Origin of the sequence: Nitratireductor aquibiodomus NL21 = JCM 21793, from assembly GCF_000615975.1 — a bacterium.
Taxonomy (GTDB): domain Bacteria; phylum Pseudomonadota; class Alphaproteobacteria; order Rhizobiales; family Rhizobiaceae; genus Nitratireductor; species Nitratireductor aquibiodomus.
The window spans coordinates 16,428-39,405 of sequence record NZ_BAMP01000015.1; the positions used below are offsets into that span (position 1 = coordinate 16,428).

Here is a 22,978-nt window from a genome sequence, read left to right on the forward strand (position 1 = left end):
CTGCGGTGTGCGCACGGGTCAGTCCGGCGCCCTTACAAGGCGGCGGGTAATCGTGAAGCGAAGCATGGCCGGCAGCGCGTGCAGAAATTTGATCGCGAGTTTCATTTTCCAGGGAAAGATGATCTCGTACCGTCCATCCTCAAGCCCCTTCTCTATGCTGGCTGCCGCCTCATCCGCCGAAATCAGGAACGGCATTGGGAAGTCATTCCTGGCCGTCAGGGGAGTATCGACGAAACCGGGGTTGATGACGCTCAACGAAACATTGCGGCGCTCCGCCTCTGGTTTCATCGCTTCGCATAGATTGTTGAGCGCAGACTTGGTCGCTCCGTAAGTAGCGCCGCCGGGAAGGCCGTTATAGCCGGCAACGGAAGCCATGATGGCGATCTTTCCCCGCCTGCGGCTCATCATACTGTCCAGGAGCGGCTCAAGCGCGTTGCAGGTGCCCTGCAGATTCACCGCGATCATCGACTGCGCGACCTGAGCACGGAAGTCAAAAGCCCCGTCGCGCTTGTAGGTACCAGCGGCCAGAACAGCCATGTCGATCGGTCCCATTGCCAGTTCGATCTCCGCATGCACCTGTTTTGTTCGCGCCATGTCGGTCACATCAAGCGGGTAGGGGAAAATACTGCCCTCCTGCTCGGCAGCGAGTTCCTCGAGAGTTGCCGCGCTTCTGGCGCTCGCGGCGACCTGCCATCCATTGCGCGCCAGGCGTAGCGCCAGCGCACGTCCGATGCCTGAGCTGGCGCCGGTGACCCAGACGATTCCTTTGTGTTTCCTGCGTGCCATATCTTTCCGTCTCCCTCTTGCCTGAGAATACGAAGCGCAGTCCAAAACGGATCAACACAATCGCCCGTACAGGGCAGGCGACCTGCGGAGATGGCGCTGAAGGTTACATGCAACGGGTGGGGTCGTGACATCTTGAGGCGAGGGTGGCGGCCGAACAAGCGACCGTCGTTTCCTATAGGCCGTTCCGCCCATGATGCCGGAAACACAGCCCCGCTTGTTCCGCGCGCAGTAGTAACGCTTCCGCATAAGGGAATGCGACGGAGCCAACAGAGAGACGGGGTTCGCCAACCAACACTACCTTCGTGAAAACCGGACTGGAACCGTGAGTGTGCGGTTCACGCCGGGCGGTGGAGCCGGAACGGGAGAGGCACGGCGCACCAGCGAGAGAACCGCCTTGTCGAGCGCCGGATAACCGGACGATCGCGCAAGCGAAATCGCGCTTACATTGCCATTGCCGTCGATGCGAAAGCGCACATAGACAGTGCCCTGTTCGCGTCGCGCCCTTGCCGATGAGGGATAGCGCTTGCGCCGCTCCAGATGCGCCATCAGACGCGATTGCCAGCGGGCCGGGGAAATGTTGGGCGCAGAGCGTCCCGACGCATTCTGGCGGGCTGCGGTGCGGTTCGATTTGCGCACATTGGCCTGCGCCCTGGTCGCCTGTGTCGAGGTCGCACTTCTCTTCTTGCGGCGCTTCGTAACCTTCTTGGGAGCCTCTTTCTTCTCCACCTTGGTGGGCGCGGGCGGCTGCGGGCGTGGGGTCGGCAGCGGAACGGCCACGTTTTCGAGCAGCTGCGCAATCTCACTGACTTCCGGCTGATCTTCCTTCACCTCCGTCTCGGTGGGCTCTGCCACCTCTTCGGGCGGTTCTTCTTCCGGGAGCTCTTCGCCTGCGCTGGCGGTGCTCTCGGTCGAGTTTTCCTGTTCGGCAGCCATCACCTCTTCCTCGGTGGCCACTGCCTCCGGCGCTTCGGCGAATTCGATCATGATGGCGGCGGGTGGCTCGTCGGCAACGGGCATCACCGGCTCCTCACGGGTCAGGAGAACCACCGCGCCGACATGAACGGCCAGAACCGCGAGAATGGCACCCGTCCAGAGAGCCAGTTCCGTCAGTCTGGCAAGACGTCCTGCAGAACCGTTCCAGGCGCTCATGGCTGCTGCTCTGCCTTTGGTTCGGGGGCTGCCGGTGCTGGCGATGAACCTTCCAGGCCGACCAGCGCGATCTTGAGATAGCCTGCATCGCGAAGCAGGTTCATCACCTCCATGAGATGTTCGTAGGCCACTGTCTTGTCGGCTCGCAGAAACACCCTCGTCTCAAGGTTCCCCTCAGAAGCGGTCTGCATGGCAACGGCAAGCCCTTCGCGCGTCACCGGATCGTTACCAAGCGAAAGCGCGAGTTCGGATGTCAGCGTCAGGTAGAGCGGCTTGTCGGGGCGCTCTTGCTTCTTGGCGCTGGATGCCGGCAGATCGACCTTCACATCCACGGTGGCCAGCGGCGCGGCCACCATGAAGATGATGAGCAGCACAAGCATCACGTCGATAAAGGGCGTGACGTTGATTTCGTGATTCTCTTCGAGATCGTCGGTTGCCCGTTCCTTCATACGTCCGGCCATGGCTTCTACTCTGCCGCGATTTTCTGGGTGTCTTCCTGCATCGAAGCGGCGGCGAGACGGAAGTCGAGGTCGCGGCTGGCAAGCCGCTCGACACCGGCGGCCGCATCGCCGAGCAATTGGCGATACCCCGTTATGCTGCGCGCGAAGACGTTGTAGATGACCACGGCCGGAATGGCCGCGACAAGGCCGATGGCGGTGGCCAGAAGGGCTTCGGCGATGCCGGGCGCGACGATGGCCAGATTGGTGGTCTGCGCTTCCGAAATGCCGATAAAGGAATTCATGATGCCCCAGACCGTGCCGAAAAGACCGACGAAGGGCGCCGTCGAACCGATCGTCGCCAGAACACCGGTTCCGCGCGTCAGGCGGCGTCCGGCCTGTGCCTCGATCCGGCCGAGCGACGAAGCGATGCGTTCCTTCACACCGTCATTGCCGGCATGGTCGAGCGCTGCGGCGGACTGCTGCATTTCCTCTTCGGCCAGCCGCACCATATAGGCGGCGGGTCCGCCGCGTCGGGCAAGGACGCTTCCCGCATCCTTCAGGCTGGAAGACCGTGTGATGATCCCCAGAACGCGCTTTGCGCGAGCCCGTGCGCAGGCAATTTCGATGCTTTTTGCGAGCCAGACGGTCCAGGTCAGGAGCGATGCAAGGGCGAGGCCGATCATCACCGCCTTCACCACCCAGTCGGCGGCCATGAACATGCCCCAGGGGGAAAGGTCGTGCGGCAGGTCGGAACGCTTTTCTGGCTGGGAGAGCATTTGCGAGAGCGCCGCCGCCGGATCGTCGAGAAGCGAGGGGGCCGGCTCGGCCTGTGTTGGTGCGGTCACTGGCTCTGCATCCACTGCTGGTGCGGCGCTGGCGGGGGTGCCTGCGGCAGGTGTGTCGGCTGGTTGTGGCTTCTGTTCGGTTGCCGGTGCCGCCCCGGATGCCGGAGCGTCCGCCTCCGCGCTGCCTGAACCGGTGCTTTCTGCCGGCGCTGGGGACTGTGGTTCGGCAGGCGCGCTGGTTTCCGTATCCGGCGCGGCCACGTCCTGTGCCATGGCCGGGTTTGCCGGCGCCAGGAGCAAAGCGGCCGAGAGCACCAGGGCAAACCGGAGGCCAGTCCGGTGAAGCACGGTTTCGCGGGAATGATGAGAAGCGGTCATGATCGGTCTTTTTTGCTGGCGCGGCACCGCATTGCTCCCACTTGCGGTGGGGCACGCATCGTCGCTTGATGAAAATTGCGTTCGGTAATTCGGTAAGATTGTCAGGCTGGCGCGCGTGCTTCTTCAGGCCTCGGGGCGCATCGCAATCCAGATCGCCACGCTGCCTGTCGCTGCCCCAACGACGAGCGCCAGCAGAAGGCCCGGTTCGTAAAGCAGGATGAAAACGCCATAACCAAAGGCAATACCGCCCGCCGCCAGAAGTTTGGCGCGGCGTGACATCACGCCATGGTCGCGCCAGTTGCGCAAAACGGGACCGAGTTTCGGATGTTCGAGCAGTTTGCGTTCAAGCGCGGGTGAGGAACGCGCAAAGAACCACCCGGCCAGAATCAGGAATATCGTGGTCGGCATGACTGGCAGGAATGCCCCGATCACGGCCAGAAGCAGCATGACGAGGCCCATAATGAGCAGCATCGTACGCTTTGCATGTTCGAATGCGGGCGCGATCTTCAAAGACCGACCTCCATCGACCGACCAGCTTGTGAGAGAGACCTGCTCCTGCCCCGATATCTGCGGGGCGGTGGCAGCCTTCATGGCTGCAGGGATCGTATTCATTGAAACACCTCCTCGACAAGGGTGCGAACGCGATGAAATGCGTTCTCCGCACCTGTAACAACCGAATGTTCTTCCGTTTCCTGGAGTGAGAGCGCGTCGAGTGCACCGGTAAAGGTGCGCCAGTGCCGTCCGCGCCCTTCGGGAGCGGCGGCCAGATGCCGTGCGCCGAAATCCTCCGAAAGGTCGAGTGTCCGGGCTTCCTTGAGCAGGAAGGCGGCACCCAGGTTTGAGCCTTCCGCCACATAGAGCCAGCCAAGCGCGGCGGGCATGTCCGGTTGGGTTTCAGCGGTGAAAATGGGCGCCTCGTTCAGTGCCGGTGCCCCAATTTCGAGATCGGCGAGATCTTGCGCGATGAGCGAGAAGCGTCTGCGCACATCGAGATCCGGCAGAAGAGCGGAGAGAGCCGGGTTGCAATAAAGCGCGTCGATGTCGCGGTGAAACAGATACTGCATGCGCAGGAACTGCCCGAAGCGTTCGCGGCTGGCGAAAGGCTCGCGGTCCATGATCGCCTTGTCGAGGCGGTCGTGCGTTGTGGCTGTGCGCTCCTTCAGGAGTTTGGAGCGGGTTTTGCCATCAGGGTTGTCGAGAATGACGCGTTCATTCATGGATAATGCCTTTGGATCGTGAGATGCGCGGAGCGGCTGTGCCGCCCCGCGTGGGAGCGGTTTCAGAACTTCGCCGTCATGGACGCATAGAAGGTGCGTCCCGGTCCGGGCCGCTGCATGAGGCTGATCGGGTCCACGTAGAACTCGTCTGTGAGGTTCTCGACCCGGAAAGTGGCGGTCAGATTGTCAGTGAACTTGTACTCCGCGAACACATCGACAAGTGTGTATGGATCCCATTTGATGAGCGAGATGAACTGCCCCGCGCCCTGACCGTCGATGTTTGTGTGTCCGGCCGCGCGCGGGCCCACATGGGTCACGCGTCCGCCGAGCGTCAGCCGGTCTTCAAGCAGTTTCTGCGAAAGCGAAAGCCCGATCATGTATTCCGGCGGCACCTGATTGGTCGCGAAGTCCGAATAGATGGTCTCGTTCGCGCAGCCGGTGTCCTTGGGGCAAAACTCCACATTCGTGTAGTAATTCGCGGAGAGTTCGGCCGTGAACCCGGAATTCTCGTAGCGACCGGACAATTCGACGCCGGAGAACTTGGCCTTGTCCATATTGTACATGAAGCCGCCGAAGTAGCCGTTCGGCATGTAGCCGACGTGGCGTGCAACATAATTGTCGATGGTCCAGTCGAAATAGCCCAGCTTCACCATGGCGCGATCGTCGGCGCTGAAGAGGCCCTGTCGGGTGTGATTGACCCCAAGCTCCCAGTTGCTCGCGCGCTCCGGTTCGATATCGGTTATCGTGCTGACAGCAATGCCCCCCGACACGGTTTCCAGCAGGCTGGGCGTGCGAAGCGCATAGGAATAGCCGCCGTAGATCTGCGTATCTTCAAACGGCTCGAACGTAAGGCCCAGCGACGGGCTCAGACCGCCTGCCGAGCGCTTACCCGAATTCTCGATGTAATGAGACGGACCGACCGGTCGCTTGTCCTGCGTCCAGTAGTGATCGTAGCGCAGACCACCGTCGACGGTCAGCCAGTCGATCGGCTTCCAGTTCGCCTTGACGAAGGCACCCAGTTCTTTCTTGTTTCCGTAGGCGGAATAGGGGCCGGAAAGCTCATCGGTATAGGCGCTGGGTTCCGTGGTCATGTAGTTGTAGGAAAGGCCGTAATCCAGATTCACATCGCCGAACTGCGTGTCGAGCTTGGATTTGTTGCCGATGTCGAGACCCCACATGAGCACGTCCGAACCGGTCCGGAAGTCCATTGGAAGGCCGAACTGGTCCGGCGTCGGCCAAGTGCGCGTACCACGGTTCCAGGGTTTGCGCAGTTCCATGTCCGTCAGCCAGGCATTGGCCGTCAGGTCGATGAGGTCGTTTTCCTCAGGCTGCCATTTGTAGCGTGCGGTATAGGTGTCGACGGAGGTGCCGCTCGTCTGATCCCGCTGAACGGGGCGGTCGCGATTCGTCTGCATGCGCCAGGAAATCTGATCGCCCGCTTCGCTCCTGAAGCCTGTGTAGCCGAGCTTGAGGCTCTGTCCGTCACCGAACCGAAGCGTTCCCTTTGCAATTGTGGATTTCGTTTCGAGCTCGGTGTTCAGAACTTCCTCGCCGGGGCGGTAGTTGGCGATGCCGCCGACTTCGACATATTCCGGCCAGTTGGTACACCAGCCCCAAGAGTTGCAAAGCTCCCTTGGGCCACTTTTGTAGGGCCTGGCCACGGGACCATTCTTGCCCGCATGGTAGTTTCCACGCTTGCGGTACGCATAGCCGACGAGAAAATCGTACTTCTCATCGTAGAATGCCGCGACGGCGCTTCCGTGGCCATTTGTCGGCTTCAGGAACGAGGGACGGTCCATGCCATCGGGCGAGGGGGTCGCCACCGGAGGTGACCAGGCATTTCCGGGGAATTGATAGCCGCCAAACGCGCCGGGAGTGGGATTGGACGAATTGGTTCCAAAGCCGCCTTTGACGCGGAAACCGAAGCGCTTGCCCTCTTCAACGATATCCTTCGCATCGATTGTGCGCATCGAGACCGTGCCTGCAATGCCGTTGGAGGCTGCGTCCGATCCCTTCGTGATGTCGATGCCGCCGATGAAGTCGGGATCGACGAAAGTGCGGTTGGAGTAACCCTGATAACCCTGCGGCACCGTCACGGAATTGGAACTGCCATCGATTTTGGTTGCGACGCGTCCGAGACCCTGCATGCCGCGAACGTTCATGTCGATGCCGCCAGAGCCGTTACGTGCGTTGGCGGAGGCGACGCCCGGCATCCCGCGAAACATGTCTGTAGGATCGGAGCCACGGTAGCGCTCGATTGTCGCCTCATCGATATGAGCGGTCGCTGCCGCCGTTGCATAGGGGGCGTAGACGGCGCTGTTTGCATTGCCGCCCAGTACCTCGATCACACCGAGCATCAGCGACCCGTCGGCCGCAACGGGAGCATGTGCGGACGAAACCCGGTCGGCAATGGTGACGGTTCCCGAAGCGTTGATCTGATGCGAGAGGCCCGTTCCCGAAAGCAGACGCCGAAGCGCTTCATTGCTGGAATAGGAGCCCTGCACTGCCGGGGCGGTGCGCCCTGATGCGAGGGACGCCGGATAGGCGAGCTTCAGTCCCGCCTGATTTGCAAAGGCGCTGAGCGCGGCCGCGAGCGGCTGCGCCGGAATATTGAACGCCGTCACCTGCGCGGTCGTCTGCGCTCTGGCGGAAACCACACCGCAAACCGGCACGATTGCCGTAGAGGCGACCAACAGCGCCCTTAGAAACTTACTCTGCCCCGTTCCAGACAACATACACCCTGTCTCCATTATCTTCAGCGGGGCTTGGCATGCACAGTGCACAACACCCCTCACTGGCTAAGACAGGTTTCCTGACTAAAATCCTCAACAAAAATCGGAAATAATCTAAGAAAAATCTAACTATTTGAAATTATTGTAAGATATCTGGATGCGTGCAGCACCCGTATGGGCAGACCATCTGCCAGGGCATCAAGCGAAGCGGATGGTGAGCGCAAATCAAGAACGGCATTGACCCGCAGCGCCTTCAGGGCGTCGTCCCGCGCGATGATCCAGCCGGGATGATAGGCGCTGAGCGCCGAAAGGACTTCGTCCAGCCGCCGCCCTTCGGCTATATAAAGTCCTGAACGCCATGCCTGTGTGATGTCGGCGGACTGGCTTTCCCGTGTCTTCAGCGTTCCGTCACGCGCCATGACCGCACGCTCCCCCTCCGAGATCACGAGTGGGGGCCTGTGCGCTGCATCTGTTCGGAATGCGCCGACCTGAACGGCATGCTCCGTCACTGCAACGGCAATGTTTTGACCGGGCAGAGAAGCATTCACGTCGAATGCGGTGCCGAGCGCCCGCACGTCGAGATTTCCGGCTTGCACGATGAATGGGCGCGCGGCATCCGAACGAACCTCGAAATAGGCCTGTCCCTTGATCAGCGTGATCTGTCGACGGTCCGCCGTGAAAGCGACATCCAGCGCCGTCATGGCATTCAGTGTCGCTCTGGAGCCGTCAATAAACTCAATCGTACGGGTCTCGGCGATACCGGTTGCATGCTCGCCCGCCGGAGACATCTGTCGGCTGACTGCCCAGGCGCCCATCCCGGCGCAGGCGAGGCCGCCAAGCCCGCCAAGAACCGCTCTGCGCGATGGACCCGACGGCCGCCGGCCCGGATGAATGAAGCCGTTGCGCGGATCGCGATGCAGTTGCGACGCGTCGTCCCACAGGGCTTCGGCCTCCCGGGCTGCCTGTTCGTGGGCATCGCTCTGTTGTCGCCATTCGGCGAAAGCGCTGCGCTCCGCGTTTCCCACTTCACCCGAATGCAATCTGACAATCCAGGCAATGGCCTCGTCCGACAGTTCTCTGGGCGCGTAGCGCGATTGTCGGATTTCTGGCATGGGCGGGGTTCTCCTCAGATCTTGCGTTCCTATGGCTTTAGACCGGTTTCGCCGGGAAAATCCTCAACGATCCATCAGATTAACGGAGCCTAAAGCGCTTCATCGTCCCTCAGCGTATCGCGGCAGTGTATCATCGCGCGAATGATGTGCTTCTCGACCATGCTTATCGAGATGCCAAGACGGCTGGCGATTTCGCGATGCGTATGCCCTTCGATCTTGTTGAGAATGAAGGCTCTCTGACAGGCTTCCGGGAGCTCGTTGAGAACCACGGAAAGCTTCAGAACCCTCTGGCGACGGTCGAGAAGCGGGGTCGGATCCGTGCTTGCTCCGTCCACAGCCGTATCCTCGAAATCGACCCGCTGGAGCCATTCCCTGTTTCGCTCTGCCGTGAAATCGAAAGCCGCCCTGCGCGCCACGGAGTATGCATACGCTCTGGGATAGTCGATGACGTCACCCTGTTTCGAGCGACGCACAAGCCGCAGATAGGTGTTCTGGATGACTTCTTCTCCACCGTCGCGTCCGCCCACCAGGCGTGCGGCGAAACGCACCAGTTCCTGGTGTTGCGATTTGAACAGATCGGCGAGCCAATTGTGGAAATTACCCGACATGGGATCTCTCGTTAGACTTGTCTCAATGTCAGGTCTGACGCGCTAAGCGGCGGATTGATGAGTGAGGGGGGCAGTGCGAAAATGGAATTCCATAGTGCGGCGAGAAGTTTCTCCAAAGCCACTCCCATCAGAAGAGCAGACACAAAACAGATTTGACGGTACCAGTGAAGGTTCACGAGAATATAAATATGAATTAAAATGTCAACTTTAAGATCGCCTTCGGAAGGGGCAGGTCAAGCCATATCTCGGTGTCCACGAAGCCCTCAGCAGGTCAGCAGTCCTGTTCCGACTTCCAGACTAAATCGACATTCACCGCATCCACCGCAATGCGCCTGAAACGCTTTCGCCTGTTGAAGCACCGCTCGATTGCGTCGGAGAGTGCCGGCGTTTGGTTGCGGCTCGACGTGGATTTGAGCGCCGCCTTGAGCGCACCGGGTTGTCCAGGCCGATCCTCCCGTTAGCTAAGCCATGCGTTGGCTGTCGATCGAAATTCGAAGGGCTTGTTCTCGTGCAGCACGATCTCGCCGCCGGCCTTATGACAAGCTGCGCGAGCCATGCTACAGACCTGTCCTTGCGTGAACGCTTTGCGGTCGTGCCCAGATCGGTACAACATTGGTTGTGCTTTCCGGGTAAATGGGTGCGAAGTCAGCCGAAATGAGGCGGGCTGAAGATTTAAAACATAGGCTAAGTGTTGGAAAAAACAGGAAAATCACATATCTGCGCATCTCGCTTTTTGCTGTCGCCCCAATGATCGACTGGACGGATCGGCACTGCCGGTTCTTTCACCGACAATTGACGGGCGGGGCGTTGCTTTACACCGAGATGATCGTCGCCGATGCCGTTATTCATGGCGATCGCGAACGCCTGCTCGGTTTTGACCGGAGCGAACACCCCGTCGCGCTTCAGCTTGGCGGTTCCGATCCCGAAAAACTCGCAGAAGCTGCGGAGATCGGTGCCGGGTTCGGATACGACGAGATCAACCTTAATGTTGGCTGCCCGTCAGACCGGGTCCAGTCGGGAACATTCGGTGCCTGCCTCATGAAGACGCCGGGGGTCGTGGCGGCCGGTGTTGCGGCAATGAAGGCGCGTGTATCTCTGCCTGTAACGGTGAAATGCCGGATCGGGGTGGACGATCAGGATACCGAAATCGCGCTCGATGCGCTTGCCGATGCGGCCTGGTCGGCTGGGGTGGATGCGCTTTGGGTGCATGCGCGCAAGGCGTGGCTGCAGGGGCTGAGCCCCAGGGAAAACCGGGAAATCCCGCCGCTCGACTATGATCGCGTCTATCGTCTGAAACAGGCCAATTCCGACCGGTTCATCGGCATCAATGGCGGCATTGTCAGCCTTGACGAGGCGGCAGCGCATCTTGCGCACGTGGACGGCGTGATGCTGGGGCGCGCGGCCTATCAAAACCCGGCCATTCTGGCGGGCGTTGATGCTCTGCTTGAGGGGGGCGAACGGGCGCCGGTCGATTACGCCCTGCTGATCGAGACAATGGCGGCCTATGCCGAGCGGCACATCGCCAGTGGCGGACGGCTGTCGCATGTGACACGGCACATGATTGGTCTTTTTCATGGTTTCGACGGCGCACGCCGCTATCGGCAGATACTCTCCAGCAAGGCGACGAAGCCGGGTGCCGGCGCAGAAGTTCTGCGCGAGGCTTTTTCAGCTGTCGATCTTGGCACCCGACGCGACGCGGCCTGATCTCGATCCCCCCACGTGGAAATTGCATTTGTGCGGCATCGGCGTTAGCTAGGTCATCGGACCGAGAAGTGGAATCCGGTTGTCGGGCTATTCCGACGCTCTATCAACAGCTTAGATCACCCTTTGCGTCCGGCTGGACGCACGGTGATCCAGCCTCGCTGGACCGGATTTGAGAGGGGGACATCATGAATCTGCCGATGGGCGAAATCGCCATGTTTGCTGCTGCGCTGGCGGCAGCGGGCGTCGTGGCCGGCATCCTTGCCGGCCTGTTCGGCATCGGTGGCGGCGCGATCCTTGTCCCGGTCTTCTATCAGGTGTTCGGGCTCGTCGGCGTGGACGAGGCGGTGCGCATGCACCTGTCCGTCGGTACGTCGCTTGCCATCATCGTTCCGACCTCGCTGCGCTCCTTCCGGTCGCATTATCTGCGTGGCGCTGTGGATATGGATCTGTTGCGGAGTTTCGTTATCGCCGTGCCGGTCGGTGTGGTGCTGGCAACGCTTGTGGCTGCCCATGTGTCCAGCGGCGGCCTGCGGGCGATTTTTGCGGTGATTGCTCTTCTGGTCGGTGTCCGACTTCTCTTGAACCGTGAAACCTGGCGGCTGGGAGCCGACATTCCAGGAAACCCGGCGCGCTCGCTTGTCGGCACATTGATCGGATTTCTGTCGACCCTGATGGGCATTGGCGGCGGTGTTATGAACAACACCTTCATGACGCTCTTCAACCGGCCCATGCACCAGGCAGTGGCGACCTCGTCAGGCGTCGGCGTTCTGATTTCGATACCGGGCCTGTTCGGTTATGTGTGGGCAGGATGGGGCGAAGCGCTTCTGCCGATTGCCTCCACCGGCTATGTGAACTGGATTGCCGTCCTGCTCATCATCCCGATCACGCTGATCGTCGCTCCGCTTGGCGTGCGGATCGCCCATGCGCTCGACAAGAGAAAGCTCGAAACGGCGTTCGGCCTCTTCATGATCATTGTCGCCGCCCGCTTTGGCTGGAGCCTGCTTTAGGCTGGGCCGCCCCTCCTTTATCTCAATGTTTCGCTTGATCGGTGGCTGCAATGCATGTGCGTGGTTCGACAAGCTCACCATGAGGGAGGGTTTCACCGGGCTTCATCTGGAGCAACTGCAGAGAGGCATTGTTTGCTAGCGCCACCGATTCTCATGGTGAGCTTGTCGAACCACGCACCAGTCCGGAGCGCAGACCATCCTGACCCTAGATCAGCGCCCGCTCAAAGCGGTTGTAGCGCATGGAATAGAAGGGCACGGGCGCTCCCGGCTTGAGTTCCGGATCAACCTTGAGACGCTGCTCCAGATCATCGAGGATCGTGCAGGTGATGAGCGGAACCTCGGTTTTCTTTGCCTCTGGAATGGAAAGCCAGACCAGCTCTTCCAGCTCGTGGGTCGGGCCACCATCGGGCAGTTCCACGGCCACGTCATCGCGCCAGGCAGCCAGAAAGCGGGTGTCGAAGCGGCGCACGCGACCGGGCGGCGTGATCGCACGGGCGATGTAACGCAGGCCGGAGAGCGAGGGGCAGACGCCGTTTTCGGCAAAACCCTGCCAGTCCTTCGCTGTCGTGCTGAATGTGCCTTTTTCGCCGATCAGAAGACCGGCCTCCTCATAAGTCTCGCGGATTGCCGACATGGCGACGGCGCGCGCACGCGCTGCCGTAGCGCGAGAACCGGTGCCAATCAGCCGGCGCTCTTCGTCAGGGTGCAGACCAGAGGTAACGGGAATGCGGCCGTCGGCGGGATCGGTGCGCCCGCCGGGAAACACGAAACGGCCCGGCATGAAGGCATGCTTGCGGTGGCGACGCCCCATCAGCACCCGGACCTCGTCACCGCTGCGATCGAGCAGGATGAGGGTTGCCGCGTCGCGCGGCCTCATGGGCTTGCCGCCGAGCGAAAAATCTTTGGCTTCCGCGCGGTCGACGGCGGCCTTGTCGAGGCCGTCCATGCGGTTGGGCTGCCCGCTCATGAGCGCCTCCCGGAGTGTTCGGGAAGTTCCGGGTGGGTTTCCGCTAATTCGTCCTCATCGCCGAAGCCGTGCATGTAATAGGCCCATTGCAGGCCGACGATCGCCCCCTTGACCGGTCCGATCAGAATGAGCGACATGATCAGCGTGACCGGCACCCAGATCGACAGATGCACCCAGCCGGGCCAGTCGGTGAACGCCTCCATTCCCATGAAGGCACCGACGACGATGTGACCGACAATGAAAATCACCAGATAGGCCGGAAGATCGTCGGCGCGGTGATGGTGAAGTTCTTCTCCGCATTCAGGACATTGATCGGCGGTTTTCAGATAGGCGCGAAAGAGTTTTCCCTCGCCGCAACTGGGGCAGCGCCCCATAAAGCCGCGTTTCATGGCTTCCATCAGGGGACGCTCGGGCTTCTTTGGCGCTGCTGCGCCGCCGTAGATTTTCTCTTCCATCATCGTCTCCTGCCCTGCGAGGCGCGGCGGCTCTTGCCGGCAGCGCGCCCGGAGCGACCCTTTGCCTTGTGGAACGATTTCATCGATCCCGGCAGCTTCTCGGGCTTGCTCAGCATTTCAAAGCGCATCGCACCGGCCAGCGGCGCGATCTCGACCAGCCGGACGGACACGCTGTCACCGAGCTGAAAGCCACGACCGCTGCGCTCGCCCACCATGGCATGCCGGGCTTCGTCATAGATATAATATTCGTCTCCAAGCGTAGAGACGGGCACGAAGCCATCTGCGCCATAATCCGGCAATTGGACAAAAAGTCCCGCCTTGGCCACGCCGGAGATGCGGGCATCGAATTCTTCGCCGACGCGGCCGGAAAGATGTTCGGCAACAAGCCGGTCCACCGTATCGCGTTCCGCCGCCATGGCGCGCCGCTCGGTGGCCGAAATCAGCGCTGCGGTTTCTTCAAGCCGGGATTCCTCTTCCTGGGTCAGGCCATCCTTGCCGAGCCGTAGGGCCGCAATGAGCGCGCGATGGACGATCAGATCCGCATACCGGCGAATCGGCGAGGTGAAATGGGCATAGCGCCGCAGGTTGAGGCCGAAATGCCCGAGATTTTCAGGCGCGTAGACGGCCTGGCTCTGCGAACGCAAGACCACCTCATTGACGAGCTGTTCGTGCTCGGTGTCGCGCACGCGGGCGAGGATGGCGTTGAACTGGGCGGGCTTGAGCTGCGCGCCGCGCGCCAGCGAGATCTCGAAAGTGCGCAGAAACTCCCGCAGCGCCTCCTGCTTGGCAAGCGACGGGGCATCGTGGACGCGGTAGACCAGCGCCTGGCGCTTGGCCTCAAGCGTCTCGGCCGCAGCCACATTGGCCTGCACCATGAATTCTTCGATGAGTTTGTGCGCATCGAGCCGCGGGGGGACCACGACGCGATTGACGGTGCCGTCCTCCTTCAGGAGAATCTTGCGCTCCGGCAGGTCGAGCTCGAGCGGCTGGCGGTTATCGCGCCCGCGCTTCAAGACCGCATAGGCATCCCAGAGCGGCTTCAGGATGGGCTCGAGAAGCGGGCCCGTCTTGTCGTCCGGTTCGCCGTCAATCGCCTTTTGTGCCTGCTGGTAGGAAAGTTTTGCCGCCGAGCGCATGATGACGCGATGAAAGCTGTGCCCGACCTTCTGGCCAGACGCCGAAAAGCGCATGCGCACCGCAAGAGCCGGGCGCGGCTCGCCTTCGCGCAGCGAGCACAGATCGTTGGAAATGCGCTCCGGTAGCATCGGAACGACACGGTCCGGAAAATAGACGGAATTGCCGCGCTTTAAAGCTTCCCGGTCGAGTGCAGAGCCCTGACGCACATAATGCGCCACATCGGCAATGGCGACCGTGGCGATGAAGCCGCCGGGGTTCTTCTCGTCCGGGTCGGGCTCGGCCATCACCGCATCGTCATGGTCCTTGGCATCGGCCGGGTCGATGGTGATGAGCGGCATGTCGCGCCAGTCTTCGCGGCCTGAAAGCGTGACGGGTTTTGCTCCTTCCGCCTCCGCGATCACGCCGTCGGGGAAGACATGCGGAATCTCGTGCGCGTGAATGGCGATCATGGAGACCGCCTTTTCGCTGGAAAGCGAACCGATGACCGAAGTTACCTTGCCGCGCGCGGGGCCATAGCGCCCGCCGGACATGGGCTCGGTCTCGACCAGATCGCCATCCTGCGCGTCGTTCAGATCGTTTCCGTCAATGATGAGCTCGCGCTGCGTGCGCTCCACGGGTTCGATGCGAAAGGCGCCATCCTTCGATTTGCGGATGACACCGAGAATGCTCTGCCGGCGCTTTTCAAACACCTTCATCACGCGGCCCGTATAGGCGGGGCCTTCGCTGCTTTCGGTCGGGAAGACACGGGCCAGGACGCGGTCGCCGATGCCCGCAGCCTTGCCGCCTTTTTGGGTGCGGATTTCCACGAGGGGCAGGGGACCTGCGCCCTCGTCCTGGTCCTCCCGTTCGGCAGGTCGGGCCAGCAGGGCACCGGAGGCATCGCGTGAGAAGACATCGAGCACCACGACATGTGGCAGTGCGCCGGGGCGAAGAAGGCGCTTGCGCGTTTTCTTCAGAAGCCCCTCGTCCTGAAGGTCGCGCAGAATGTCCTTGAGCCAGATACGGTCGCCGCCCTTGAGGCCGAAGGCCTTGGCGATGTCGCGCTTGGACGTGCGGTCCGGATTGTCGGTGATGAAGCGCAGCACCGCGTCACGGTTAGGGAGCCCGTCTCCGGAAGGCGCCTTGGCGGAATTCTCCGTCCGACCGGCTTTGCCGAGGGAACGGGTCTTTGCTTTCGACTTGCCGGAAATGCTGCGCGCCAAGGCGTTATTCCTCTTTCTTGGCTGCGGTCTTTTTCTTTGCCGCGGTGGCCTTCTTGGTCGTTGTCGCCTTCTTCGCGGGCGCCTTTTTCTTTGCGGCAGGCTTCTTCTTGCTGCCCTTGGCAGCCTTGGCTGCGATCAGTTCCAGCGCTTCCTCAAGCGTCACATCCATCGGCTCCTTGCCCTTGGGAAGTGTCGCATTGACCTTGCCGTGATTGACATATGGTCCATAGCGCCCGTCGCGGACGGTGATCTTGCCGCCCTCGTCGGGATGATCGCCAAGCTCCTTGAGGGCTGCGGGCGTCGAGCGTCCACGTCCGCCCTTGGCTTTCTTCTCCGCAATCACGGTGACGGCGCGGTTGAGACCGATGGAGAACACGTCCTCGACGCTCTCGAGATTGGCATAGGCCCCGTCATGCAGCAGGAAGGGACCATAGCGCCCGATGCCGGCTGAAATCATCTTTCCGGATTCGGGATGCTGGCCGACATCGCGAGGGAGGGCGAGCAACGCCAGTGCCTTCTCGATGTCGATGGAATCGGGCGACCAGCCCTTTGGCAGGCCGGCGCGCTTGGCTTCCTTGCCTTCGCCCCGCTGGACATAGGGGCCGAACCGACCGGAGCGCAGCGTGATCTCTTCTTCGGTGTGCGGGTCCTTGCCGAGAACCTTGTCGCCATCGAGTCCGTTTTCGCCATTCTCGCCATTGCCGGCCTCGCCGAACTGACGGGTAAAGCCGCATTCGGGATAGTTGGAACAGCCGACAAACGCGCCGTGGCGACCGAGTTTCAGCGAAAGCTGACCGGTTCCGCAGCGCGGACAGGCGCGCGGATCGGTCCCGTCTTCCTTGGCCGGAAACGCCAGCGGCGCAAGCTCCTCGTTCAGCGCATCGAGAACATTCGTGACACGCAGTTCCTTGATTTCGTCCACATGGCCGGAGAAGTCCTGCCAGAAGTCACGCAGAACCTCCTTCCAGGAAAGCTGGCCGTCGGAGATCCTGTCGAGCTTTTCCTCAAGGTCCGCCGTGAAATCGTATTCCACATAGCGTTCGAAGAAGTTTTCGAGGAATGCGGTCACGAGCCGGCCCTTGGCCTGCGGCATGAGCCTGCGCTTCTCGATCGTCACATAGTCACGATCCTCAAGCGTCTTGAGCGTCGCCGCATAGGTGGAGGGGCGGCCGATGCCGAGCTCTTCCATCTTCTTGATCAGCGAGGCTTCCGAGTAGCGCGGCGGCGGCTCGGTCGTATGCTTGGTGGCGTCGATCTTCTCGCGCGTCTGCGCCTCGCCCTCGTGGATTTCGGGCAGGCGGCGGCTTTCCTCGTCCTCGGCGTTTTCGTCCTTGTCGATCGCATAGGCGGCAAGGAAACCCTCAAACCGGATCACTGACCCGACCGCACGCAGGCCGGCATTGCGGCCACCATTCTCGGCCACGATTTCGACCGTGGTGCGCTCGATCTCGGCCGGCTGCATCTGGCTGGCGATGGCCCGTTTCCAGATCATTTCATAGAGACGGGCCTGATCGGCATCGAGATAGCGGCGTACCTGATCGGGCGTGCGGGAGAAATCGGTCGGACGGATTGCCTCGTGCGCTTCCTGCGCATTCTTGGCTTTCACCGAGTAAAAGCGCGGCTTCTCGGGCAAATAGCGCTCGCCGAACTCCACGCCGATCGCCTTGCGCGCCTGATCGAGCGCCTCGGGCGCCATCTGAACGCCGTCGGTACGCATATAGGTGATGAGGCCGGCTGTCTCGCCGCCAATGTCGATGCCCTCATAAAGGCGCTGCGCCACTTGCATGGTGCGCGACGCACCGAAACCGAGGCGCGAGGAGGCGGCCTGCTGCAGGGTGGAGGTGGTGAAGGGCGGTGCGGGATTGCGCCGGGTGGGCTTGGCTTCGACAGAAACAGCCTTGAAGGCGGCACCTTCAAGCATCGCCTTGATGTCGTCAGCCTGCTCCTGGCTCTTGATGTCGAGCTTCTGGAGTTTCTTGCCATCGACAGTCGTCAGCCGCGCCTCGAAGCTTTCCTGACGCGGCGTGGCGAGTGTGGCGGCGATCTGCCAGTAATCCTCGCGGATAAACCGCTCGATCTCCGCCTCGCGATCGCAGACAAGCCGCAGCGCCACCGACTGCACACGGCCGGCCGAGCGCGCTCCTGGCAGTTTGCGCCACAGGACGGGCGAGAGCGTGAAACCGACCAGATAATCAAGCGCACGGCGCGCAAGATAGGCATCGACCAGCGGCGCATCCACCTCACGCGGATGAGAGAGCGCATCTAGCACGGCCTTCTTGGTGATGGCATTGAAAACGACGCGCTGGACCGGCTTGTCCTTCAGCACCTTTTTCTGCTTCAGCACTTCCAGTACATGCCAGGAAATCGCCTCACCCTCGCGGTCGGGGTCGGTGGCGAGGATCAGCGTGTCGGCATCCTTCACAGCCTTGGCGATGTCGCTGAGCCGCTTGGAGGAAGGACTGTCCACGCTCCACGACATGGCGAAATCCTCGTCGGGACGCACGGAGCCATCCTTGGGCGGAAGGTCGCGCACATGCCCGAACGAAGCCAGAACCTTGTAGTTCGAGCCCAGATATTTGTTGATGGTTTTCGCCTTTGCCGGCGACTCGACGATAACGAGATCCATAAGCTTTCAGATTTCCCCGCAGGCATCCGGCGTGTCGCGGCGCCTCGCAATTTGAACGAATCCAGCCTCGTCAAATGGCCGTGCTTTCTCGTGCGGTCAAGGGCCAATGGGAATTTCGTCCGCTGTAAAGCGCCTGTGGACAGGGTTTGTTTATCGTAAATTTTCCGTTTATTTGTTTATAATGGTGTGTATACTCCATCTGGGTCCTTAATGGAGAATGATCGGGGACGGCAGGTAGCGGGCAACACGAAAGCATACGAAGGCAGCACGAAAATGCATCGGGCAACACGAAGGGGTGCCACGCTAGATCTCCTTGCGTCCATCCGGACGCACAAAGGACGATCTAAACTATTGGTGGAGCATCGGAATAGTCCGAAAACCGGATTCCACTTTTCGGTCCGATGCTCCTGGAAGGGAGTGTCGGCGAATGGGCGAACATTGCGGCGGGGGCCGAACAGATGCGCTCGACTACATGCAGGCGATGCTCGGTCAGTTGCGGACGATGGCGCTCGCAGAACGCTGCGAGATGCTCGCTTACATGATCGAGATGGCATATCTGGAGGCGGGTGACATCATCCGCGGCGACCAGCCGTACCGCTTCGAAAGGAACGGGCTCAACCTAGACGTCCGGGGGAAGAAGCGAAACCGCGCTTCCTGAATGCCGTTCAAGCCGGCCAGCCAGATCGAGCTCGAGCAGGACGGTCAGCACCTGCGATGGATGCAGTCCCGTATGACGGATAATCTCGTCTATCAGCACGGGTGACGGTCCCATCACCTGGGTGATGCGATCGCGGTCGCTGTCACTGGGTGGCGGAGCGGCCGAGAATGACGGCGGTTCTTCCAGGTTTTCCGGTCTCGAAATCGGCCTGTCCAGCAGCGGCGCGATGTGGGAAATCACGTCGTCGGCTTCGGTGACGAGGATCGCTCCGTCCTTGAGCAGAGCATTCGTTCCGCCGGTGCGGGGGTCGAATGGCGATCCAGGCACTGCAAAGACAAGCCGCCCCATCTCTCCCGCCAGCCGTGCACTGATCAGGGAGCCGGAGCGCCTGGCGGCTTCCACCACAACGAGGCCAAAGGCAATCCCCGCGACGAGACGGTTGCGGCGCGGAAAATCACGCGCCCGGGGTGACCATCCGAATGGCATCTCACTGAGAACGGTCCCGCGTTCTGCGATTTCCTCGAAAAGAGCGCAGTTTTCGGGCGGATAGGGCTTGTCCAGCCCGCCGGCAAGGGCGGCGATGGTGCCGGTGTCGAGGCTGCCCTGGTGAGCGGCGGCATCGATGCCCCGCGCCAGCCCGGAAGCAACGGAAAAACCGGCGCTTCCAAGTGCGGCCGCCAGTTGCCGGGCCATCTTCATGCCGGTGAGGGAGGCGTTTCGCGCGCCGACCAGTGCAACCGTCGGCCTGTGCACGATGGAGAGGTCACCCTTCATTGCCAGAAGGGGCGGGGGCTGGTCCATGCGCCGCATCAGCGGCGGATAGTCAGGTTCGCCCACGGCGACGAAGGCGGCGCCCAGACGACGGGCTTCCTCCATTTCGCGCTCTGCATCGGCCCGTGAGGCGATGACGATCTGTCTTTTTGCCCCGCCACGCTGTGCGAGCTCGGGCAGCATCTCCAGAGCTGTTTCGGCGGAGCCATAATGATTGACGAGCTGGCGGAATGTCACCGGGCCGACATTCTCGCTGCGCAGCAGCTGAAGCCAGGCGAGGCGCTGTCGGTCGCTAAGCCGCGCGCCTTCGCCGGGCGCGTTCACCCCTTGCCCCCGATACGGGTCTCGGTGCCCGCCATCAGCCGGGAGATGTTGGTGCGGTGTTTGATAAACACGATCACGCTCATCAGAACGAAAAGTTCTGCCGCCTGGACATAATCCAGAAGATAGAGGCCGACCGGAACGGCGATGGCGGCAACAAGAGCGGAAAGCGAGGAATATCGGGTGATGACGGCAATCGCGAGCCAGACTGCGGCAAAGATGAGAGCTCCCGGCCAGGCTATGGCGATCAGGACACCGAGATAGGTGGCGACGCCCTTGCCACCGCGAAATCCGAGCCAGACCGGAAAGAGATGGCCGAGAAACGCGCCAAGCCCCGCCGCAACAGCCTGATCGGGCCCGTAAAGGCCGGCCAGCAGAACGGCGACCGTGCCTTTCAGCGCGTCGCCAAGGAGCGTGAGGGCCGCTAGCATCTTGTTGCCTGTGCGCAGCACATTGGTTGCGCCGATATTGCCCGAGCCGATCTTGCGGACATCGCCGAGGCCCGCAAGCCGCGTTACGACAAGGCCAAACGGAATGGAACCGAGCAGATAGCCGAAAAGGAGCGCGGCCACGAGATAGGGCAATGCTAGCTGCCAACTGATGGGATCCGGCATGCGGCTCTCTCCCCTGAAACTGCGTTCACTCAGGCCGTGAACACTGTGCGGCCTGCAACCATTGTTTGCAAGACCCGGCCCTGCATTCGCGCACCTTCGAAACACGTGTTCTTGGAAAGTGAGCGAATATCCGTCTCGCGCACGATCCACGGCGCGTCGAGGTCCACCAAAACCAGATCGGCGCCTGCTCCAGGTTTCAGCGTGCCGCCGGGCAGGCCGAACAGACGCGCCGGCGCGGTGGACAGGCACTCGACAAGACGCATGAGCGGCAGGTCGCCATTGTGATAAAGGCGCAGGGCCGCCGCCAGAAGCGTCTCAAGCCCGATGGCACCGGCCTCGGCTTCGGCAAAGGGAAGGCGCTTCGTATCCACGTCCTGCGGATCGTGCGAGGAGACAATAATGTCGATCGCCCCCGTTTTGAGCGCTTCCACCATGGCGAGCCGGTCATCCTCAGTGCGCAAGGGGGGCGAAAGCCGGAAAAAGGTGCGGTAATCGCCGATATCGTTCTCGTTCAAAGTCAGGTGGTTGATCGAGACGCCGGCACTGACATCCGCGCCATCATTCTTGGCGCGGGCAATGGCTGCCGCCGACATGGCGGTGGAAATCTTGGCCGCGTGATAGCGTCCGCCGGTCAGTCCGGCGAGCATGAGATCGCGGCTGAGAGGTATGGTCTCGGCCTCTCGTGGAATGCCGGGCAGCCCGAGCCAGCTTGCGAAAAGCCCTTCATTCATAACGCCGGAGGACGCCAGATGCGGGTCCTGCGTCTCGTGAGCAATGGTGATGCCGAGATCGCGGGCATAGGTGAGGGCGCGCCGCATCACCAGCGCGTTGGCGATGGTCGAACGCCCCTCGGTCAGCATGACCGCGCCCGCCTCACGCAGCAGGCCGAATTCGGAGAGTTCCTTGCCGGCAAAGCCCCTGGTCACGGAGGCGGCAGGAAAAATATTGACTGTCGCCGTTTCGCGTGCGGTGCGTTTAACGAACTCAACCAGCGCAACATCGTCGATCACGGGCGTTGTATCGGGCATCATGATGACCGAGGTCACGCCGCCTGCGGCAGCGGCCCGGCTCGCCGAGGCGATGGTTTCGCGATGTTCGGCGCCGGGTTCACCGATGAACACACGCGAATCCACCAGTCCGGGAAGGATGGCATGCCCCCGGCAGTCGACGGTCTGGGCGTTCTCGGGCGCGCCCTGATTGTGCGCGTCAGCGCCGGCGGCAACGATCTTGCCGTCGGCGACGATGACCGAACCGTTTTCGTCCATGCCGCGCGAGGGGTCGACGATACGGGCGTTCTGAAAGACGGTCGCGCTCATGCCGCGCCTCCCTCGGCATTGCGTCGCGGATCGAGCAGCGCTTCCATCACGCCATGCGCACGGCCACGCCCATCTCCACCTGCTCCTGAATGAGGCTTTGCGGCCCGTCGGCGATCTCGGACGCGATTTCCACGCCGCGATTCATGGGGCCGGGATGCATGACCAGCACGTCGTCCTTGGCAGCCTTCAGTTTCTCTGCGTCGAGGCCGAAATGGCGGAAATACTCCCGCACCGAGGGAATGAGCGATCCCGCCATCCGCTCACGCTGGAGCCGCAGCATCATCACGATGTCCGCCCCTTTCAGGCCTTCATCCATGCGCGTAAAGGGCTCGACGCCCATCTGTTCGATGCCGGCGGGAAGAAGCGTCGAGGGCGCAACGACCCGCACCCGCGCGCCCATTGCATTCAGCAGAACGATGTTCGAGCGCGCCACGCGCGAATGCAGCACATCGCCGCAGATCGCCACGGTGAGCCCGCCGATTCGGCCTTTCGCGCGGCGGATCGTCAGCGCATCAAGCAGCGCCTGCGTCGGGTGCTCATGGGCACCATCGCCGGCATTGACGACCGAGCACGAAACCTTTTGCGCGAGCAGGGCTGCAGCACCGGCCGCCGCGTGCCGGATCACCAGAATGTCGGGCCGCATGGCGTTCAGCGTGATCGCGGTGTCGAGCAGCGTCTCGCCCTTCTTGGTCGAGGAGCTTGCGACCGACATGTTCATGACATCCGCGCCCAGCCGCTTGCCGGCCAGTTCAAAAGAAGACTGGGTGCGTGTCGAGGCTTCGTAGAAAAGGTTGATATGCGTACGGCCGCGCAGCGCGGCCGTTTTCTTCTCCTGCTGCCGTGAAATGGCAACGGCGGCGTCAGCCCGGTCGAGAAGGGTTTCGATGTCGAGGGGCGACAGCCCCTTGATGCCAAGCAGATGGCGGTGCGGGTAAAGTGGGAAAGAGGCGTTTGTCATCTCAAGAGCTGCTATAGGCCGCAGTCTGGTGGGCT

At 61.7% G+C, this 22,978-nt stretch carries 19 protein-coding genes and 1 pseudogene; 3 read left to right on the top strand and 17 right to left on the bottom strand.

The annotated features are described in order from the left end of the window. Nucleotides 1-18: 18 nt before the first annotated feature. The 9 genes from JCM21793_RS06350 to JCM21793_RS06390 form a co-directional block, all read right to left on the bottom strand. Nucleotides 19-786 carry an SDR family NAD(P)-dependent oxidoreductase gene (locus JCM21793_RS06350; RefSeq protein WP_025029819.1) on the bottom strand — a complete coding sequence of 256 codons (768 nt, stop codon included), beginning with the start codon at nt 784-786 and terminating at the stop codon, nt 19-21. 294 nt (nt 787-1,080) lie between these two features. Beyond that, nucleotides 1,081-1,935: an energy transducer TonB gene (locus tag JCM21793_RS06355; protein WP_025029820.1), complete on the bottom strand. Its 855-nt coding sequence runs from the start codon at nt 1,933-1,935 to the stop codon at nt 1,081-1,083. Then, nucleotides 1,932-2,396: a TonB system transport protein ExbD gene (exbD, locus tag JCM21793_RS06360; protein WP_025029821.1), complete on the bottom strand. Its 465-nt coding sequence runs from the start codon at nt 2,394-2,396 to the stop codon at nt 1,932-1,934. Before exbD ends, JCM21793_RS06355 begins: the two co-directional genes overlap by 4 nt. A 5-nt stretch (nt 2,397-2,401) precedes the next feature. Then, a complete protein-coding gene (exbB, locus tag JCM21793_RS06365; RefSeq protein ID WP_081784650.1) occupies nt 2,402-3,538 on the bottom strand; it encodes a tonB-system energizer ExbB in 1,137 nt (378 codons plus the stop codon). Nucleotides 3,539-3,661: 123 nt separating this feature from the next. Continuing rightward, a complete protein-coding gene (locus tag JCM21793_RS24500; RefSeq protein WP_025029823.1) occupies nt 3,662-4,150 on the bottom strand; it encodes a YbaN family protein in 489 nt (162 codons plus the stop codon). Then, nucleotides 4,147-4,755, bottom strand: coding sequence for a biliverdin-producing heme oxygenase (locus tag JCM21793_RS06375; RefSeq protein ID WP_025029824.1), 609 nt, complete (start codon nt 4,753-4,755; stop codon nt 4,147-4,149). The genes JCM21793_RS24500 and JCM21793_RS06375 overlap by 4 nt, the downstream gene beginning before the upstream one ends. Nucleotides 4,756-4,817: 62 nt before the next feature. After that, complete coding sequence (locus JCM21793_RS06380) at nt 4,818-7,490, bottom strand: TonB-dependent receptor (protein ID WP_036539788.1); 2,673 nt, start codon at nt 7,488-7,490, stop codon at nt 4,818-4,820. Nucleotides 7,491-7,612: 122 nt separating this feature from the next. Beyond that, a complete protein-coding gene (locus JCM21793_RS06385; protein ID WP_025029826.1) occupies nt 7,613-8,599 on the bottom strand; it encodes a FecR family protein in 987 nt (328 codons plus the stop codon). An 89-nt stretch (nt 8,600-8,688) separates the two neighbouring features. Further along, a complete protein-coding gene (locus JCM21793_RS06390) occupies nt 8,689-9,207 on the bottom strand; it encodes a sigma-70 family RNA polymerase sigma factor (RefSeq protein ID WP_025029827.1) in 519 nt (172 codons plus the stop codon). A gap of 654 nt (nt 9,208-9,861) precedes the next feature. Between JCM21793_RS06390 and dusA the strand changes: the two genes are divergently transcribed. Together dusA and JCM21793_RS06400 are read left to right on the top strand one after the other, a co-directional pair. Then, nucleotides 9,862-10,911 carry a tRNA dihydrouridine(20/20a) synthase DusA gene (gene dusA, locus JCM21793_RS06395; RefSeq protein WP_081784651.1) on the top strand — a complete coding sequence of 350 codons (1,050 nt, stop codon included), beginning with the start codon at nt 9,862-9,864 and terminating at the stop codon, nt 10,909-10,911. A 185-nt stretch (nt 10,912-11,096) separates the two neighbouring features. After that, on the top strand, nt 11,097-11,918 hold the full coding sequence (locus JCM21793_RS06400; protein WP_025029829.1) for a sulfite exporter TauE/SafE family protein: 822 nt from the start codon (nt 11,097-11,099) through the stop codon (nt 11,916-11,918). A 205-nt stretch (nt 11,919-12,123) separates the two neighbouring features. Here JCM21793_RS06400 and JCM21793_RS06405 read toward each other — a convergent pair whose 3' ends face one another. The 4 genes from JCM21793_RS06405 to topA are packed head-to-tail and all read right to left on the bottom strand — an operon-like array spanning nt 12,124 to nt 18,305. Next, nucleotides 12,124-12,864, bottom strand: a complete 741-nt coding sequence (locus JCM21793_RS06405; protein WP_025029830.1) for an NUDIX hydrolase — start codon at nt 12,862-12,864, stop codon at nt 12,124-12,126. Nucleotides 12,865-12,881: 17 nt separating this feature from the next. Beyond that, complete coding sequence (locus tag JCM21793_RS06410) at nt 12,882-13,340, bottom strand: DUF983 domain-containing protein (RefSeq protein WP_025029831.1); 459 nt, start codon at nt 13,338-13,340, stop codon at nt 12,882-12,884. After that, nucleotides 13,340-15,679 carry a ribonuclease R gene (gene rnr, locus JCM21793_RS06415; protein ID WP_025029832.1) on the bottom strand — a complete coding sequence of 780 codons (2,340 nt, stop codon included), beginning with the start codon at nt 15,677-15,679 and terminating at the stop codon, nt 13,340-13,342. The genes JCM21793_RS06410 and rnr overlap by 1 nt, the downstream gene beginning before the upstream one ends. Before the next feature lie 4 nt (nt 15,680-15,683). Continuing rightward, nucleotides 15,684-18,305, bottom strand: coding sequence for a type I DNA topoisomerase (gene topA / locus JCM21793_RS06420; protein WP_025029833.1), 2,622 nt, complete (start codon nt 18,303-18,305; stop codon nt 15,684-15,686). Between the two features lie 427 nt (nt 18,306-18,732). On the opposite strand from topA, the gene JCM21793_RS06425 reads away from it, so the two are divergent. Then, complete coding sequence (locus tag JCM21793_RS06425) at nt 18,733-18,963, top strand: hypothetical protein (protein ID WP_007006748.1); 231 nt, start codon at nt 18,733-18,735, stop codon at nt 18,961-18,963. On the opposite strand, the gene dprA is transcribed toward JCM21793_RS06425, so the two are convergent. The 4 genes and pseudogenes from dprA to JCM21793_RS24505 form a co-directional block, all read right to left on the bottom strand. Further along, on the bottom strand, nt 18,925-20,058 hold the full coding sequence (gene dprA / locus JCM21793_RS06430) for a DNA-processing protein DprA (RefSeq protein ID WP_025029834.1): 1,134 nt from the start codon (nt 20,056-20,058) through the stop codon (nt 18,925-18,927). The two genes, JCM21793_RS06425 and dprA, sit on opposite strands and share 39 nt — an antisense overlap. Continuing rightward, nucleotides 20,055-20,669, bottom strand: a complete 615-nt coding sequence (plsY, locus tag JCM21793_RS06435; RefSeq protein ID WP_025029835.1) for a glycerol-3-phosphate 1-O-acyltransferase PlsY — start codon at nt 20,667-20,669, stop codon at nt 20,055-20,057. Before plsY ends, dprA begins: the two co-directional genes overlap by 4 nt. Nucleotides 20,670-20,698: 29 nt before the next feature. After that, nucleotides 20,699-21,985, bottom strand: coding sequence for a dihydroorotase (locus JCM21793_RS06440; protein ID WP_025029836.1), 1,287 nt, complete (start codon nt 21,983-21,985; stop codon nt 20,699-20,701). Next, a pseudogene (locus tag JCM21793_RS24505) lies at nt 21,982-22,943 on the bottom strand (aspartate carbamoyltransferase catalytic subunit). Before JCM21793_RS24505 ends, JCM21793_RS06440 begins: the two are co-directional and overlap by 4 nt. Nucleotides 22,944-22,978: the final 35 nt, after the last annotated feature.